Origin of the sequence: Mesorhizobium sp. M0001, assembly GCF_040324255.1 — a bacterium.
In the GTDB taxonomy this organism is placed as follows: Bacteria; Pseudomonadota; Alphaproteobacteria; order Rhizobiales; family Rhizobiaceae; genus Mesorhizobium.
Genome location: NZ_JAMYVS010000019.1, coordinates 34,916 through 50,629 on the forward strand (window position 1 = coordinate 34,916; position 15,714 = coordinate 50,629).

The following is a 15,714-nucleotide window of genomic DNA, read 5'->3' on the forward strand; positions in this document are numbered from 1 at the left end:
CGCTGGCGGGACAGTTTGACTATCAACGGAGGAAAAACATGCTGACCAAACGTTCACTGCTGCTCGCCGCTGCCGCCATCATTCCTATGCTCGGGCTGACCGACATGGCCTCGGCCAAGGAGGCCAAGAAACTCGGCCTCGCCGTGGCCAATTTGCAGGCCGACTTCTTCAACCAGATCAAGCAGTCGGTCGAAGCCTACGGCAAGGAGAAGGGCATCGAGATCGTCACCGTCGACGCCAAGGGCGATTCAGCGACCCAGGTCAGCCAGGTCCAGGATCTGATCACGCAGAACATCGACGCGCTGATCTACATTCCGGCCGGCGCCACAGCCGCCACCGTGCCGACCAAGACCGCCAAGGCTGCCGGCATCCCGGTCGTCAATGTCGACCGCAACGCCGACGGCGCGCCCGGCGACACCTTCATCGCCACCAACAGTGTCGCCTCGGCGCAGGCGGTGTGCGACTACATCGCCAAGCAGGCCGGCGGCAAAGGCGAACTGATCATCATCCACGGCCAGAAGGGCACCACGCCGGAAGTCGATCGCTCGAAGGGCTGCGGCGAAGCGCTCAAGGCCTATCCCGATATCAAGGTGGTCGGCGAATTGTGGAGCGAAGGCTGGCACCAGGACGAAGGCTTCAAGCTGACGCAGGACCTGCTGCAGTCGCATCCCGATGTCTCCATCGTCATCGGCCAGGCCGATGCGCTGGCGCTGGGCGCGGCACAGGCGGTCAAGGTCGCCAATCCCGGCCACAAGGTCTGGGTTGCCGGCTTCGATGGCGACGTGGCCGCACTCAAGGCGCTGAAGGACGGCGTGTTCGACGTCACCGCGACGCAGCAGACGCAAGGCATGGGCCGGCTCGCCGTTGATGCGGCGATCAAGCTGGTGGCCGGCGAAAGCGTTCCGGCCGAGCAGCTGCAGGATGCGACGCTGACCACCAAGGACAATGTCGAGCAGTTCATCGCCAAGCACCCGTAACCTGCGGCACCGCTTAGAGAGAGCGCCACGATGTCTCCTGATCCTCGCCACAGCGAAAGCCCGCACAACGGGCTTTTCGTCAACGGCCTCTGCAAGAGCTACGGACCGGTCCAGGTCCTGGCCGATGCGAGCTTCGAGGTGCGGCCGGGCGAGGTTGTGGCGCTGCTCGGCGAAAACGGCGCCGGCAAGTCGACGGTGTCCAATATCATCGCCGGCTCGACCCGGCCCGACGCGGGCACCATCATCTGGCGGGGGAAGCCCTATTCCCCCGCCTCGCCCGCCGCCGCCATCGATGCCGGTGTGGGCATGATCCATCAGGAACTGAAGCTGCTGCCGGATCTGTCGGTGGCGGAGAACGTCTATGTCGGGCGCCTGCCGATGCGCGGCGGCCGCATCGACCGCGCAGCGATGAACGCCAAGGCCTCGGCGCAGTTGAAGCGGCTTGGCCTCGACGTCTCGCCCGAGCGCAAGGTGGGCACGCTGCGCATCGCCGCCCAGCAACAGGTCGAGATCGCCAAGGCGTTGACGCTCAATGCCGAATTGCTGATCTTCGACGAACCGACCGCAGCGCTTGGCGGCGAGGAAACGGAGCTTTTGTTCCAGCAGATCCGCAAGCTCAAGGCGGAGGGCATGTCCTTCATCTACATCAGCCATCGTCTCGACGAGATCGCGCAGATTGCCGACCGCGTGGTTGTGATGCGCGACGGACGCATCGTCGCCCGCCACGAACGCGCCGATATTCCCGTGCGCACAGTGGTGGAGCAGATGGTCGGCCGCTCGGTCGAGCGGATGTTCCCGCATCTGTCGCCACCGCGCGAGGAGACGCTGCTCGAGGTCGACAACCTGTCTTCGCCGGAGAAAAGTTTCAACAACGTTTCCTTCTCGGTCAAAGCAGGCGAGATCCTCGGCATTGCCGGGTTGATCGGCGCCGGCCGCACCGAACTGGTGCGGGCGATCGCCGGCGCCGATCCGATCTCGTCGGGCTCGGTGCGCGTTGCCGGCAAACCGGTGCATCTCAGCGGGCCGGCGGCAGCCATCAAGGCCGGCGTCGTGCTGGTGCCGGAAGACCGCAAGGCGCAAGGCGTCGTGCTCGACCAGACCATCGGCGAGAATTTGGCGTTCGGCAATTTCGACCATGTCGCGCCGAAGGGCTGGGTGTTTCCGAAAGCGGTGCAGAAATTCGCCGAAGCCGGCATCGCAAGGCTCGGGGTCAAGGGCAAACCTGGCCAGGCGGTCAGCAAGCTTTCCGGCGGCAACCAGCAGAAGGTGATCATCGCCAAATGGGTGTCACGCCCGCCGAAGGTGTTCATCCTCGATGAGCCGACGCGCGGTATCGATGTCGGTGCGCGCGCAGCGATCTACGACGTCATCGCCGACCTCGCCCGTTCCGGCATGGCGGTGGTGGTGGTGAGCTCCGACCTCGAGGAGGTGCTGGGTCTGTCGCACCGGGTGCTGGTGCTGAGCCGCGGCCGCCAGCGCGGCATTCTCGGCCGCAGCGAGGCCAGCAATGTCGCGGTGATGGAACTCGCCACGAGCTGAGGACAGGAGTCGGAACAAAGCGCAGCAGGTGGTATCCTCCCAAGGACCGGACCGCGCGGGGCGCCAGCAAAAACTGGCGCCCCTTCATTTCAGGAGGGGGAACAACATGAAACTATTCGATCTCAGCGGCGACGTAGCGCTGGTAACAGGCGCCGGCAGCGGCATTGGCCAGGCCATTGCCATCGGGCTCGCCGAAGCCGGCGCCGACATAGCCTGTTTCGGCCACACCTCCAAGGGCGGGCTGGACGAGACGGCGCACAAGATTTCGGCACTTGGCCGCAAGGCGCTGGTGCTGACCGGAACGGTGACGTCGGAGGCCGATCTCGCGTCAGCGATCGAGCGCACCGAGAACGAACTCGGCGCGTTGACCATCGCCGTCAACAATGCCGGCATCGCCGGGGCCGAGCCGGCCGAGACGCTGCCGCTGGAAAAATGGCAGAATATCTACGACGTGAATGTCAGCGGCGTGTTCCTGTCCTGCCAGGCCGAGGCGCGCGCCATGCTGACGCGGCGCAAGGGCTCGATCATCAACATCGCCTCCATGTCGGGTTCGATCGTCAATCGCGGCCTGACCCAGGCGCATTACAATTCGTCGAAGGCGGCGGTCATCCACATGTCGAAAAGCCTCGCCATGGAATGGGCCGATCGCGGCCTGCGCGTCAATGTGGTGAGCCCAGGCTACACGCTGACGCCGATGAACAAGCGGCCGGAGGTCGCCGAACAGATCAAGATCTTCGAACGCGACACGCCCATGGGGCGCATGGCGACGCCGGAAGAGATGGTCGGCCCGACCGTGTTCCTGGCCAGCCGCGCCGCGAGTTACGTCACCGGCATCGACCTGATCGTCGATGGCGGTTTTGTCTGCTGGTAAGGAGAAAAGATGCAGAAGCGTTTTGAAGGCAAGACTGCGGTCATCACCGGCGCGAGCGGTGGCATCGGCGCGGCGATGGCGAAGCGCTTCGCCGAGGAAGGTGCCGCGATCGTGGTCAGCGCCATCGATGCCCGCGTCGAGGACGTCGCCGCCGGCCTGAAAGCAGCGGGCGCCAAGGTCGCGTCGATGCGCATGGACGTGACCAGGAAGGATGAGGTTACAGCGCTTTACGATCTCGCCGAGAAGGAATTCGGCCGTGTCGACATTTCGGTGCAGAATGCCGGCGTCATCACCATCGCCCGGATCGAGGCGATGACCGAGGCCGAGTGGGACAAGGTGATGGCCGTCAACACCAAGGGCGTGTTCCTGTGCTGTCAGGAAGCGATCGCCCGCATCCGCAAGCATGGCGATGGCGGCCGGCTGATCAACACGGCGTCGGGCCAGGCGCGGCAGGGTTTCATCTACACGCCGCACTATGCGGCGTCGAAGTTCGGCGTCGTCGGCATCACCCAGAGCCTGGCCAAGGAAGTAGCCAAGGAAAAGATCACCGTCAACGCGATTTGCCCCGGCATTATCGACACTGACATGTGGGCTTACAACGACGCCGCCTGGGGCAAGCTGATGGGTGACTACAAGCCCGGCGAGCTGATGGCCGAATGGGTGAAGAACATCCCGATGGGCCGCGCCGGCAGCGGCGAGGACGTGTCCGGCCTGGTCAGCTTTCTCGCCAGCGACGACGCCACCTACATCACCGGCCAAACCATCAATGTCGATGGCGGCCTGATCATGTCGTGAATCAGCTCTGGCGGTTGGCAATCGACCAGTCTGAAATTCCGCAGTGCACAGGGCATCAGCCGTTGCGCCGCATGAACGTTGGTATATATAATTTCATCCCATGAACGGCCTTGGCGAGGACGGGGCTCGCCGGCCGAGATCATGGGACCTTGATGGCTCGCACGTCTGAGAGCGCCGCTGGAGCGGCGATCGATCTGTTGACGATTGCTCACGCAGCAATCCATCCGATGCCATGACGCGGGCCCGCCCGGCATCACATAAACACCAAGTCGAGCAACCATTTCGCCTGCGCAAGTTGCGGCCGCGGCACTGGCTTGGTGCGAACGAGCTTGCGTAACGACCCGCCTTTCCAACACAATCAAGAAAAGACGCAAGAAGGGAACGATCAAGAAATTTCCACATGGTTTGACAGGAGAACAAGCATGTCATTTCGCAGTGTGATTTCGAACCTATCAATGGGAGCCTTGGCGCTTGCCACCGCAAGTGCGCTTACATCACCGGTCCACGCAGCAGCACCTGAATCCAACGACCCGATCAAGATCGCGCTGTTCGACTGGACCAGCGTCAACCTCAACGCCAAGATCCTTGGCGGTATCCTCGAAAAGCTCGGCTATACCGTCGAATATCCGACCGCCGACTACCTCTCCAGCCTGACCACCGGTCTCACCAATGGCGACCTCGATGTCGGCCTGGAGTTCTGGGACACGACGGCCGGCGAGGCGATGAAGGCTTCAGACGCCACCGGCCAGACCGAGCGGCTGGGCAAGCTCGGGCCGAAGGCCAAGGAGGAATGGTGGTTTCCCGAATATATGAAGGAGAAATGCCCCGGCCTGCCCAATTGGGAAGCGCTGAAGGACCCGAAATGCGCCGAGGCGTTCTCGACAGCGGAGACGGCGCCGAAGGGCCGCTATCTCGGCGGCCCGGTAACCTGGGAGGGTTTTGACGACGAGCGCGTCGAGGCGCTGAAGCTGCCCTTCACCGTCATCCATGCCGGCACCGACGCGGCGATGTTCGCCGAACTGGACTCGGCCTATCAGCGCAAGGCGCCGATCATGCTGTGGATCTATTCGCCGCACTGGGCGCCGGCCAAGTACAAGGGCGAGTGGGTTGAATTCCCGGAGTATACGCCCGAATGCTACACCGATCCGAAATGGGGCACCAACCCGGATGCCAAATACGATTGCGGCAAGCCGCATGGCGAGATCTGGAAATACTCCTGGTCCGGCATGAAGGACAAATGGCCGGTCGCCTACAAGGTGGCCAAGGCCTACACGATCGACACCGATGAGCTCAACAAGATGAGCGGCGAGATCGACCTCGGCGGCAAGACGCCGGAAGACGTCGCGGCCGCCTGGATCGCCGCTCATGAAGCCGACTGGAAAGCCTGGGCGCAGTGATCGCCTGACTGGAAGCCAGACCCGGCCCTGGCGGCCGGGTCTTATCTCCATTTTCCAGAAGGACCATTGGATGACGGAAGCGACTGAACCGCAGGCGGCTGGCACGCCGGAGGATGCGCGGCCGATAAAGCTTGCCTGCCGTAATGTCTGGAAACTGTTCGGATCGAACGCGGCCAGCTTCATCCGCGAGCGTAACGGCAAGGCCAGCATCGACGATGTCGCTGCCGCCGGACTGGTGGGTGCGGTGCGCGCCGTCGATCTCGAAATACGCCAGGGCGAGATCTTCATCATCATGGGGCTGTCCGGCTCCGGCAAGTCGACGCTGGTGCGCTGCATGTCGCGGCTGGTCGAGCCGACCCACGGCAAGGTCGAATTCGAAGGCAACGACCTGCTCAAGATTTCCGATGCGGCGCTGATCGAACTGCGGCGTCATCGCATGGGTATGGTGTTCCAGAATTTTGCGCTGCTGCCGCATCTTAACGTGCTCGACAACATTGCCTTTCCCCTGAGTATCCAGGGCCAGGACCGACCGACGCGCGAAACGAGAGCGCGGGAGGTGATCGATCTCGTGGGCTTACGCGGCCGCGAGCATTTCTATCCGCGCGAACTCTCCGGCGGCCAGCAGCAGCGCGTCGGCATTGCCCGCAGCCTCGCGACCAAGCCGGAGATCTGGTTCCTCGACGAGCCGTTCTCGGCGCTCGACCCGCTGATCCGCCGCGAGATGCAGGACGAACTGATGCGGCTGCAGACCATGCTGCACAAGACCATCGTCTTCATCACCCATGATTTCGACGAGGCGATAAGGCTTGCCGACCGCATCGCCATCATGAAGGATGGAGAGGTCATCCAGACCGGCACGCCGGAACAGCTGGTTGTCAACCCGGCGACCGACTATGTCGCCGAATTCACCCGCGATGTCGACCGCGCCAAGGTGATTTCGGCGCGCAGCCTGATGCGTGCCTGCGATGGCGCCGAGCACGGCGGCACGGTTTTGCCCGACGCCAAGATCGCCAGCTTCTCGGCCAGCATTGTCGCGTCGGGTAAGCCCTTCGCCGTGGTCAACGGCAGCGGCAGGCCGATCGGCGAGGTGACGCCGCAATCGGTGATCGAGTTGCTGGCCGGTATCGAGCATACGAGAGCCGGCGCATGACGGTGACGGCAAGCGCCAGCCAAACGAGGCCACCGGTTCAGCGCTGGCTGCTGGTCTGGGCGCTGGCGCTGGCCGCCGTGCTGGTGGTGTTTCTGCTGCAGGACAGACTGCCCTGGGCCGTCAACTATCCGGCCGATGCGGTCGTTCCCGTCGCCGACTGGGTCAGTGCGCTGATGCGCTGGATCAAGCCGAACTTGTCCTGGCTGACCCGCTCGATCACCGCGGTGCTCGGCGTTCCCCTCGATTTCGCGCTCGACCTGCTGGCCAAGAATTTCAAGATTGGTCACGGCGCCGATGCCTATTTCCTGCCGCGCCTGTCCTGGATCGGCGTCTGCGTAGCCGCCTTCATCGCCGGGCACGCCGTGGGCGGTAGAAAACTCGGCATGCTGGTCGGCGGCTGCTTCCTCTACACCGCGCTGTTCGGCCAATGGACCAGCGCCATGCTGACACTGGCACTGATTTCCATCGCGGTGCCGTTCTGCATCGTCACCGGCCTGTTCGCCGGCATCTGGGCGTGGCGCAAGCCATGGGCCGAGCGGCTGATCATCTCACCTGCCCTCGATTTGATGCAGACCATCCCGACCTTCGCCTATCTCATCCCGATGCTGCTCCTGTTCGGCAACAGCCCGGTCTCGGCGATGATCGCCACCGCCATCTTCGCCACGCCGCCGATGGTGCGGGCGACGATGCTCGGCCTGTCGCGGGTGCCGTCAGAGATCGACGATTTCTCAGAGATGGCCGGCTGCACGGCGCGGCAGAAATTGTGGCGCGTGCTGCTGCCGTCGGCGCGGCCGACACTGATGATCGGCGTCAACCAGGTGATCATGCTGGCGCTGAACATGGTGATCATCGCCTCGATGATCGGCGCCGGCGGCCTCGGCTACGACGTGCTGCTGGCGCTGCGTGCGCTGAAGGTCGGCGAAGCGATGGAAGCCGGGCTCGCCATTGTGGCGCTCGCCATCGCGCTCGACCGGCTCAGCCAGGCGATCGCGCATAAGCAGGCAAAAGGCCACGTTCAACGGCAGGCGAACCAGAGCGTTTGGCGGCGCTATCCCAATCTGTCGCAGGCCATCGCCATCCTGGTCGTGACGACGCTGCTCGGCCTGTTCGTACCGGCCTTCGCGGCGGTGCCGAAGGCGATCACCTTCACCACTGCGCCACTGTGGAAGGCGGCGGTGAGCTGGGTGACGATCAACTTCTTCGACGTGATCGAAGCGTTTCGCGTGGCGCTCATCCTCAATGTACTGAACCCGCTGCGCGCCTTCTGCGAAGGCTTTCCGTGGCTCGGCGCGGTGGCCCTGCTCGGCCTCGCCGGCTACCAGTTCGGTGGCCTGCGTCTCGCCGCCTTCGTCGCCGCGCTGACCGCCTTCTGCGCCGTCACCGGCCTGTGGGAAAAGACCATGGCGACGGTTTATCTCTGCGGCATCTCGGCCTTCATCGCTTGCCTGATCGGCATCCCGATTGGCCTGATGGCCGCGCGCAGCGACCGCTTCGAAAAGATCGTCACGCCCATCATCGACACGCTGCAGGTGCTGCCGTCCTTCTGCTTCATCATTCCTGTGGTGATGCTGTTCCGGGTCGGCGACGTCACCGCCATGATCGCCACGGTCGCCTTCGCCGTGGTGCCGGCGATCCGCTACACCAATCACGGCATCCGGCAAGTGCCACCGGCGCTGATCGAGGCGGCGAAGGTTTCCGGCTGCACGCCGCGCCAGACCTTCTTTCGGGTACAATTGCCACTGGCGCTTCCCGAAATCATGCTGGGCGTCAACCAGACGATCCTGATGGCGCTGGCGATGATCATCATCTGCGCCATGGTCGGCACACGCGACCTCGGCCAGGAAGTCTTCATCGCGCTGTCCAAGGCCGATTCCGGACGCGGCATTGTCGCGGGTCTCGCCATCGCTTTCATCGGCATCGTCGCAGACCGGCTGTTCAATGCCTGGACGGCGAAGGCGCGGGCAAGACTAGGATAATTGTTGAATGTCCAATCCCGGCGAACCGCCTTTTGCCGTACTCGTCTTCGACATGGCCAAGACCGGCGAGCCGGACGGGGAGCACGTAGTTTCGGGGTTTGAGACGCTGGAGGCGGCGACGTCCTACGCCATTGCGCGGGTTCGCGCCTCGGTGGAGGAGTTGCGCAAGCCCGGCATCGCCACTGCTGAGCTTCGCCAGCTCTGGCAGCTCTATGGCGAAGACTGTTCGGTGCTGAACGCCGGAGTGCGCGGCAGCGATCTACTCGACGATTTCATTGCGACGCCGGCGACGCCAGCCGAGTGCAACTGGCAGGCGCTGGCGCCCAGGCTGCGCCGCTTCCGCGCCTCGCTGCTGATCTCCAACGGCAACAACGAATCCGTCTGGGCGGGCGGCTTCTTTCGCTCGATCTACAGGCTGACGCGAGACGGCCTCCTCGAGCGCTTTGGCGACGACGCCATTGCCGCCTTCAAAGCCAAGGGGATCGAGCCGGCGGAGCCGACGAAGCTCATGGTCGCCAATTACTTCGAGCTTCCCGACCCGCCCTACCCGCCGCCAGGCTTGACGCTGCGATCCTGGAAGGTCGAGGTCGGTTTTGTCTGCCACGACGTGAAGTTCGGTGGCGACGCCGCCGGAATCTTCGCCTGGCCGCAAGAGCCGACCGACTGGGCGCTCAGAACCATGCAGTTCCTGCTGATGGCCGACATGATGGCCATGCGCGGCGATGGCCCCGACTGGGCCAATGACTGCGAGATACTAACCGCCAAAGTGACCGAGACGGAGGCGCCTCCCGACTATCCGCTGGATTGAAGTGATGATCATCACCTGCCCCGTGGCCGGCACACGCGATCTCGGCCAGGAAGTGTTCATCGCACGGTCCAGGGTCGCGGCATTTTCGGGGGCTGGTAATAGCATGCCATCGACATCATCGCGGTCGGTCTTCGACCCCTGAGCCGCGAAAGCTCAAGCACGGCTCGGATAGAACGGTTTCGCCTCTTCTGGAGTTCGCCTCTTCTGGAAATGGCAGGCCGCGCTCCAGCTCTTGACTTTGACGCATTTTCGCGCGGAAAGCTGCTTCATCCTCGACCAGCCTGAGCTTGCTGCCGAATGCCCGATCAGCGCGAACCGCCTTTTACTGTCGTCGTCTTCGACATGGCCATGACCGGCGAGCATGTGGTTTCGGGGTTTGAGACGTTGGATGCGGCTACGTCCTACGCGATTGCTCGGGTTCGCGCCTCGGTGGAAGAGCTGCGCAAGCCCGGCATCGCAGCAGCCGAGCTCCGGCAGCACTGGCATATCCATGGTGAGGATTGCACGGTGCTGAACGCCAATGTGCGCGGCAGCGATCTGCTTGACGATTTCATCGCGACGCCGGGGACACCGGCCGAATGCGACTGGCGGGCGCTGGCGCCACGACTGCGCCGTTTCTACGCCGCTGTGAACGTCTTCAACAACGATGGCAAATCTATCCGGGTCAGCGGCTTTTTCCGCGCGACCTACCGGTTATGGCACGCTGGCCTGCTCGCACGATTTGGCGACGACGCCATCGCCTCCTTCAAAGCCAAAGGCATCACGCCGGCAGTGCCGACGAGAGTCTCGGTCGACCATCACTTCGAGCAGCCCGATCCGCCGCGCCCGCCGCTCAGCGATATCAGGCCGTTGCTGTCGTGGAAGGTCGAGATCGATTTCGGATGCACCGATGTGAGGTTCGGCGCCAAAACCGACGGCGTCTTCGCCTGGCCCGAGGAGCCGACCGGCCGGGCACTCAACGACATGACACATCTGCTGATGGCTGACAGGCTGTCTATGTACGGCACCGGCCCGGAGGGTGCCTATTATAGCGAATTGGTGTGGGTCAAGGTGACGGAGACCGATGCGGCTCCCGACTACCCTCTGAATTGAAACTGGGCCGGTGCCGGCGCATTGTTTTGCATCACGCCGACCTATTCCGCCGCCACGCCCTTCACCTGGAGATAGCTTTCCATCGAGTCGTCCAGCGCCTGCAGCCAGGGCGTATGGTGCAATGGCGCCATGGTGCCGGTCATCAGCGAGCGGTAGGCGTGGTCGCGAAAGCTCATAATGTCTTCCGCCTTGTGGTGCTCCCATTCCATGAAGGTCTGGTTGACCGCCTCGACGTCGAAGCCGGGATAGTCGGTCTGGTCCATCAGTTCCTTGGTGTAGTCGCCCTGGAACCAGATCATCTGCTCGGCGTCTTCCAGCGTCTCTTCGCGTGCCCGCCACTTGGCGCCGTGCTCGGCCATCGCCTGTCCCGACGGCAGCTTGATGCGGCCCATGATGACGTCACGGGCGAACCAGGCCTGGGCGTCGAACATGTTGAAAGTGTAGAACTGGTCCTGCATGCCGATATAGGACAGTTTCGGGTTCTTCTCCCACACGACGCCCTCATAGAGCCCGTCCGGCCACATGCGGTTGGCGGTCTTCAGCTTCAGCTCTTCCGTGAGGAACGGGAAGGAATGCAGATAGCCGGTGCACAGGATGATGGCGTCGACATCTTTTGTGGTGCCGTCCTTGAAGTGCGCCGTCTTGCCGACGACCTTCTGCAGCAGCGGCACTTCCTTCCAGTTCTCCGGCCATTTGAACCCCATCGGCTTGGAGCGGTAGCTGGAGGTGATCGATCTGGCGCCGTATTTGTAGCATTGCGAGCCGATGTCCTCGGCAGAATAGGAGCGGCCGATGATCAGTATGTCCTTGCCCTTGAACTCCATGGCGTCGCGAAAATCATGGCTGTGCAGGATACGGCCGTTGAAGGTCGAAAAGCCTTCGAAATAGGGAACGTTGGGAACCGAGAAATGCCCGGAAGCGACGACGACATTGTCGAACTCTTCGGAGTAGGTGACGTCGTTGGTGCGGTCATGCGCGGTGACAGTGAATTTCCTGCTCTCGTCCGAGAAGGTGACCATGCGCACCGGGCTGTTGAAGCGCACCCATTTGCGCAGGCCTGATTTCTCGACGCGACCCTTGATGTAATCCCACAAAACGGCGCGCGGCGGGTAGGATCCGATCGGGCGGCCGAAATGCTCCTCGAACGTATAGTCGGCGAATTCCAGGCATTCCTTCGGTCCGTTCGACCAGAGGTAGCGGTACATCGAGCCGTGGACGGGGTCGCCATGCTCGTCGAGGCCGGTGCGCCAGGTGTAGTTCCACAGGCCGCCCCAGTCCGACTGCTTTTCGAAGCAGACGATTTCGGGGATCTCGGCGCCCTTGTCGGCAGCCGACTTGAAGGCCCTGAGCTGGGCCAGACCGGATGGCCCCGCTCCAATGACGGCAACGCGCGTTTTCATGGCAGGCCTCCCGGTGTCATTCGATTTTTGGAATTGCTCTTACGAAACAAATTTCACTCACAGGACAGTAATTGCCTCTTGGATGCTGTCAACAGGCCTTGTGGAGAAACCGCGTTTCGCCCCAGCGGATTTCCGGAAAAACGGATGACGGCGTAAATCCTGTTCGGACACCATTCGACTTAAGGGGCTTGCTGCGCGGTTGCGTTTCTGTATCGGCACCGAATATGTTCACCTGGAGTGAAATAATCATGGGGATTCGGAGGCGAGATGGCGAAGACAAGTTCCGATTCCAAGACTGCTTCGACAAGGGCAAAGCCACCGGCAAAGGCCTCCGTGGACGGAAAAACCATCCGCGCGCCGCTGACGCAGAATCCGCACGCCATTCGCGACACGCGCGAAAAAGTGCTGGAGGTGGCGATCGGGCGCGAGGTGCGCGCCTTCCGCAAGAAGCTCGGCATCACCGTCGCCGATCTCGCCGTCGCCACCGATATTTCGCTGGGCATGCTGTCGAAGATCGAGAACGGCATCACCTCGCCGTCGCTGACCACACTGCAGGCGCTGTCGAGGGCGCTCGGCGTTCCCGTCACCGCCTTCTTCCGCCGATTCGAGGAAGAGCGCAGCGCCGTCTTCGTCAAGGCCGGCGAAGGGCTAGATGTCGAACGCCGCGGCACCCGCGCCGGCCATCAATACAATCTGCTCGGCCATATCGGCTCCAACACCAGCGGCGTCGTCGTCGAGCCCTATCTGATTACGCTGACCGAGGATTCGGATGTGTTCCCGACCTTCCAGCATGAGGGCATGGAATTCCTCTATATGCTGGAGGGCGAGGTGGTGTACCGGCACGGCAGCAACCTCTATCCGATGAAGCCGGGCGACAGCCTGTTCTTCGACGCCGACGCGCCGCACGGGCCGGAGCAACTGACGAAACTTCCGATGCGGTATCTGTCGATTATTTGCTATCCGCAGAGCGCGGGGTAGTCGGACCGCCGCAGCCCGCTCACCCGGATTGCCCCGAGGGGAGAGGAGTCTGGCGTCAGCGCTGGCGATCTCTTCTCCGCTCGGGGAGAAGGTGGCCGCGCAGCGGCCGGATGAGGGGGCCTTTAGTCCGGCCCGAACCCCGGTGACGTCGCACTGCCATCATCCAGCTTCGACAGCCATTCCACCAATGTCGGCCGATACCGCGTCAGGCCCTTGTAGGTGGCCAGCTCTTCCGGCAAATCCCGGATCACCCGGTGCAGTCGCCTTGCCCATTTCGGCTGTGTCACCAGTTCGTCCATCTTGATGAGATAGCAGCGGATCGGGAAGACGATGCCGTTCGAGCGCGGCAGCCGCCAGAAGCTTTGCAGTTCGACGCGCAGATGCACCTTGTCGGCGACATTTTCGGGCGTGACCGTCGCGCGGTCCGGGCCCCATTTGTGGTAATTCTCCGGACTGGTGTCGAGGCGCGGGTTTATGGTCATCGTCCAGTTCAGCCGCCGCGCCGGCTTGCCCTGCTGGATGTTGGTGAGGAATTTCAGCGCCCGGACGAAAATGCCCTTCTCATGCGCCAGCGGCACCGGCGCATGCCATTCGAAAAAGTTCATGCCGATGTCGAAATCGAGCGACCAGTCGGCCTGGGTGGTGACCATGCCGGCGTCCATCCAAAGATTGCCGTCGCGCTGATCGAGAATGCAGAAATCACCCTGGCTCTGGCGGGTGATGTACTCCATCGGCCCGTAAGGCAGCGTCGAGGTGTCGCCGAAGGTGAAGGTGTCGTCGATGCCGAGCGGCCGGTTGATCCAGCGCCAGCGGTCGCCGTCGCGGGTCAGGGTGAAATGCTCGGGATAGCCAAGTGCCTGTTGCTCCATCAAAAGTTCGAGCAGGTCCCAGCCGGCCAGCGTCATATGCGGCAGCGACTGGCAGCGCAGCGGATCGTCGGCCAGCACCAGTGCACGGTCCTGCATCTCGGCGACATAGTGCTCGTCGACGTCGATCAGGTTTTCCAGAACGCTGCCCTTGGGGCCAACCACATGCGGCTCGATGTTGACCGCATACATGTAGGCGTCTTCGTGGAACGGGAACGGAAACCGCCTGATGTGTTCCGGGCTGTTCCTGAAGGTGAAATCGTCGCGAAACGTTTCCTTGCGAAAGGTGATGCCCAAGCTGGCCTCCTATCTTTCCAGGACCAGCGACTTGCCTTCGAAGCGCGACACGCACGGCATGATCTTGCAGCCGGAACGATGGTCTTCCTCGCTGAGCCAGTGGTCGTTGTGGATGAACTTGCCGTCATACGAGACGACGTTGGTCTCGCACTGGCCGCAGACACCGCCGCGGCAGAGATAGGGCGGATCGACGCCGGCGGCCTCGATCGCTTCGAGCAGGCTCTGCTGCTCGCCGACGCGGATGGTCTTGCCGCTGACGGCAAGTGTGACGTCGAACGGCAGGCCGGGCTGGGGTGCCGCGAAATGCTCGTAGTGCACGGTCTCCGCCGGCCAGCCGAGAGCCGCAGCGCGCTCGCGCACCCAGTTGATCATGCCGGCCGGGCCGCAGACATAGAGATGGGTGCCGAGCGGCTGCGAGGACAAGAGACGGTCGAGTTCGATGCGCTCGTCGCGGTCGTCGTGATAGAGCCGGACGCGACGGCCATAGCGCTCCTGCAGCACATCGGCATAGGTGCCGAGCGAGGCGGTGCGGCAGGTGTAGTGCAGCTCGAAATTGCCGCCGGACCCGGCGAGCTGCGCGGTCTGCGCCATGAACGGCGTGATCCCGATGCCGCCGGCAAGCATCAGATGCTTCTTTGCCCTGAGGTCGAGCGAGAACAGATTGACGGGGTAGCTGACCACCATCTCCAGGCCAGGCTTGACGCTCCGGTGCATGAACAACGAGCCGCCGCGGCCGACATCGTCGCGGCGCACCGAGATGGTGTATTCGCGGGTGTCGAGCGGCGATCCCATCAGCGAATAGGGATTGAGCCTTGTGCGGTCGCCATCGCGCATCTCGACCACGACATGGGCGCCGCCGGAAAAGGTCGGCAAAAGCTCACCGTCACGGCGGCGGAAATGGAAGCGCGTCACCAGTTCGTTGACCGGGACGACGTCGCTGACGACGACATCGAGCTTGGTGGTGCCGGTGCTCATGGGAAGACCTCCTCTATGGGAGGGATCTCCGAGCGATCCTCGGCATTTATGCAGACGCCCTGGAATGCTGCCAGCCGTCGCGAATAATGATCGCGCACCAGAAGCAGCAGGCCGCAATGCGCGCAGGTGGCCGGCTGCGTCGTCACATTTTCGGTGATGCCTTTGCAATGCACGCACTGCATGCGCCGCGCCAATGAGCCGCGATGCTCGGTCTGCATGGAGGTATGATCGATGCCGGCTTCGAGCGCCACCTGCATGGCCTGGCCGATCAGCCCTTCGGTGCCGGCGAGATAGAGGCGCAGGCCCATATGCGCGTTGGCAAGCGTCTGCTTCAGCCGGGGCAGCAGGCTGGCGAAGGTTGGCGCGACATGAAATTGCGCGGACTTCAGTGCCTCAAGAGCGGCAACGTGCTTGCCGTCGGCCCCGGGAATGAAGACGATTTCGGCGCCGTCGAAGAAGCCGGGGGGCGCCGTCCTTGCCATATCGACGATCGCCAGCGCGCCTTCCGCATCCGCCACGAAAAGATGATGCTTGCCGGGCTGCGGGGACAGGGTTCCGTAAATGGGCCGGCTGATGATCGTTTTGGCTGCCAT

Annotated in this window: 14 protein-coding genes; 10 read left to right on the plus strand and 4 right to left on the minus strand. The window is 63.1% G+C overall.

The genetic code is table 11. From position 1 onward, the window contains the following. Nucleotides 1-38: 38 nt before the first annotated feature. The 9 genes from NKK50_RS28960 (at nucleotide 39) to NKK50_RS29000 (ending at nucleotide 10,605) form a co-directional block, all read left to right on the plus strand. Entirely contained in the window at nucleotides 39-977 is a 939-nt protein-coding gene (locus NKK50_RS28960) for a sugar ABC transporter substrate-binding protein (protein WP_023668529.1), read from the plus strand. A 30-nt stretch (nucleotides 978-1,007) separates the two neighbouring features. Beyond that, nucleotides 1,008-2,516, plus strand: a complete 1,509-nt coding sequence (locus NKK50_RS28965; protein ID WP_023696615.1) for a sugar ABC transporter ATP-binding protein — start codon at nucleotides 1,008-1,010, stop codon at nucleotides 2,514-2,516. Nucleotides 2,517-2,622: 106 nt separating this feature from the next. Next, nucleotides 2,623-3,387: an SDR family oxidoreductase gene (locus tag NKK50_RS28970; protein ID WP_023752581.1), complete on the plus strand. Its 765-nt coding sequence runs from the start codon at nucleotides 2,623-2,625 to the stop codon at nucleotides 3,385-3,387. 9 nt (nucleotides 3,388-3,396) lie between these two features. Next, nucleotides 3,397-4,182, plus strand: a complete 786-nt coding sequence (locus tag NKK50_RS28975; RefSeq protein WP_023834835.1) for an SDR family oxidoreductase — start codon at nucleotides 3,397-3,399, stop codon at nucleotides 4,180-4,182. 422 nt (nucleotides 4,183-4,604) lie between these two features. After that, a complete protein-coding gene (locus NKK50_RS28980; protein WP_023732157.1) occupies nucleotides 4,605-5,579 on the plus strand; it encodes an ABC transporter substrate-binding protein in 975 nt (324 codons plus the stop codon). 70 nt (nucleotides 5,580-5,649) lie between these two features. After that, nucleotides 5,650-6,729, plus strand: coding sequence for a quaternary amine ABC transporter ATP-binding protein (locus NKK50_RS28985; protein ID WP_023825995.1), 1,080 nt, complete (start codon nucleotides 5,650-5,652; stop codon nucleotides 6,727-6,729). Continuing rightward, nucleotides 6,726-8,705 (plus strand): ABC transporter permease, encoded by a 1,980-nt coding sequence (locus NKK50_RS28990; protein WP_023834836.1) that lies wholly within the window; start codon nucleotides 6,726-6,728, stop codon nucleotides 8,703-8,705. The genes NKK50_RS28985 and NKK50_RS28990 overlap by 4 nt, the downstream gene beginning before the upstream one ends. 7 nt (nucleotides 8,706-8,712) lie before the next feature. Further along, a complete protein-coding gene (locus NKK50_RS28995) occupies nucleotides 8,713-9,513 on the plus strand; it encodes a hypothetical protein (RefSeq protein WP_023825993.1) in 801 nt (266 codons plus the stop codon). A gap of 297 nt (nucleotides 9,514-9,810) precedes the next feature. Beyond that, nucleotides 9,811-10,605 (plus strand): hypothetical protein, encoded by a 795-nt coding sequence (locus tag NKK50_RS29000; RefSeq protein ID WP_352544253.1) that lies wholly within the window; start codon nucleotides 9,811-9,813, stop codon nucleotides 10,603-10,605. 41 nt (nucleotides 10,606-10,646) lie between these two features. Here NKK50_RS29000 and NKK50_RS29005 read toward each other — a convergent pair whose 3' ends face one another. Beyond that, on the minus strand, nucleotides 10,647-12,005 hold the full coding sequence (locus NKK50_RS29005; protein ID WP_023709929.1) for a trimethylamine monooxygenase: 1,359 nt from the start codon (nucleotides 12,003-12,005) through the stop codon (nucleotides 10,647-10,649). A gap of 267 nt (nucleotides 12,006-12,272) precedes the next feature. On the opposite strand from NKK50_RS29005, the gene NKK50_RS29010 reads away from it, so the two are divergent. After that, nucleotides 12,273-12,983 carry a helix-turn-helix domain-containing protein gene (locus tag NKK50_RS29010; protein ID WP_023687066.1) on the plus strand — a complete coding sequence of 237 codons (711 nt, stop codon included), beginning with the start codon at nucleotides 12,273-12,275 and terminating at the stop codon, nucleotides 12,981-12,983. A 122-nt stretch (nucleotides 12,984-13,105) separates the two neighbouring features. Here the strand turns inward: NKK50_RS29010 and NKK50_RS29015 are convergent, their stop codons facing one another. Genes NKK50_RS29015 through NKK50_RS29025 form a run of 3 tightly spaced genes read right to left on the minus strand, consistent with a single transcriptional unit; the run spans nucleotide 13,106 to nucleotide 15,714 of the window. Next, a complete protein-coding gene (locus NKK50_RS29015; protein WP_023735617.1) occupies nucleotides 13,106-14,146 on the minus strand; it encodes a heme-dependent oxidative N-demethylase family protein in 1,041 nt (346 codons plus the stop codon). A gap of 9 nt (nucleotides 14,147-14,155) precedes the next feature. Next, on the minus strand, nucleotides 14,156-15,121 hold the full coding sequence (locus NKK50_RS29020; protein ID WP_023687064.1) for a PDR/VanB family oxidoreductase: 966 nt from the start codon (nucleotides 15,119-15,121) through the stop codon (nucleotides 14,156-14,158). After that, nucleotides 15,118-15,714, minus strand: a complete 597-nt coding sequence (locus NKK50_RS29025) for a dimethylamine monooxygenase subunit DmmA family protein (protein ID WP_023668542.1) — start codon at nucleotides 15,712-15,714, stop codon at nucleotides 15,118-15,120. Before NKK50_RS29025 ends, NKK50_RS29020 begins: the two co-directional genes overlap by 4 nt.

Excerpts from the sequence above, each read along its gene's own strand:
- NKK50_RS28970 (WP_023752581.1), top strand. The coding sequence starts at position 2,623 with ATGAAACTATTCGATCTCAGCGGCGACGTAGCGCTGGTAACAGGCGCC.
- NKK50_RS29010 (WP_023687066.1), top strand. The coding sequence starts at position 12,273 with ATGGCGAAGACAAGTTCCGATTCCAAGACTGCTTCGACAAGGGCAAAG.
- NKK50_RS28965 (WP_023696615.1), top strand. The coding sequence starts at position 1,008 with ATGTCTCCTGATCCTCGCCACAGCGAAAGCCCGCACAACGGGCTTTTC.
- NKK50_RS29005 (WP_023709929.1), bottom strand. The coding sequence starts at position 12,005 with ATGAAAACGCGCGTTGCCGTCATTGGAGCGGGGCCATCCGGTCTGGCC.
- NKK50_RS28960 (WP_023668529.1), top strand. The coding sequence starts at position 39 with ATGCTGACCAAACGTTCACTGCTGCTCGCCGCTGCCGCCATCATTCCT.
- NKK50_RS28980 (WP_023732157.1), top strand. The coding sequence starts at position 4,605 with ATGTCATTTCGCAGTGTGATTTCGAACCTATCAATGGGAGCCTTGGCG.
- NKK50_RS29000 (WP_352544253.1), top strand. The coding sequence starts at position 9,811 with ATGCCCGATCAGCGCGAACCGCCTTTTACTGTCGTCGTCTTCGACATG.
- NKK50_RS28990 (WP_023834836.1), top strand. The coding sequence starts at position 6,726 with ATGACGGTGACGGCAAGCGCCAGCCAAACGAGGCCACCGGTTCAGCGC.
- NKK50_RS28995 (WP_023825993.1), top strand. The coding sequence starts at position 8,713 with ATGTCCAATCCCGGCGAACCGCCTTTTGCCGTACTCGTCTTCGACATG.
- NKK50_RS29020 (WP_023687064.1), bottom strand. The coding sequence starts at position 15,121 with ATGAGCACCGGCACCACCAAGCTCGATGTCGTCGTCAGCGACGTCGTC.
- NKK50_RS28985 (WP_023825995.1), top strand. The coding sequence starts at position 5,650 with ATGACGGAAGCGACTGAACCGCAGGCGGCTGGCACGCCGGAGGATGCG.
- NKK50_RS29025 (WP_023668542.1), bottom strand. The coding sequence starts at position 15,714 with ATGGCAGCCAAAACGATCATCAGCCGGCCCATTTACGGAACCCTGTCC.
- NKK50_RS28975 (WP_023834835.1), top strand. The coding sequence starts at position 3,397 with ATGCAGAAGCGTTTTGAAGGCAAGACTGCGGTCATCACCGGCGCGAGC.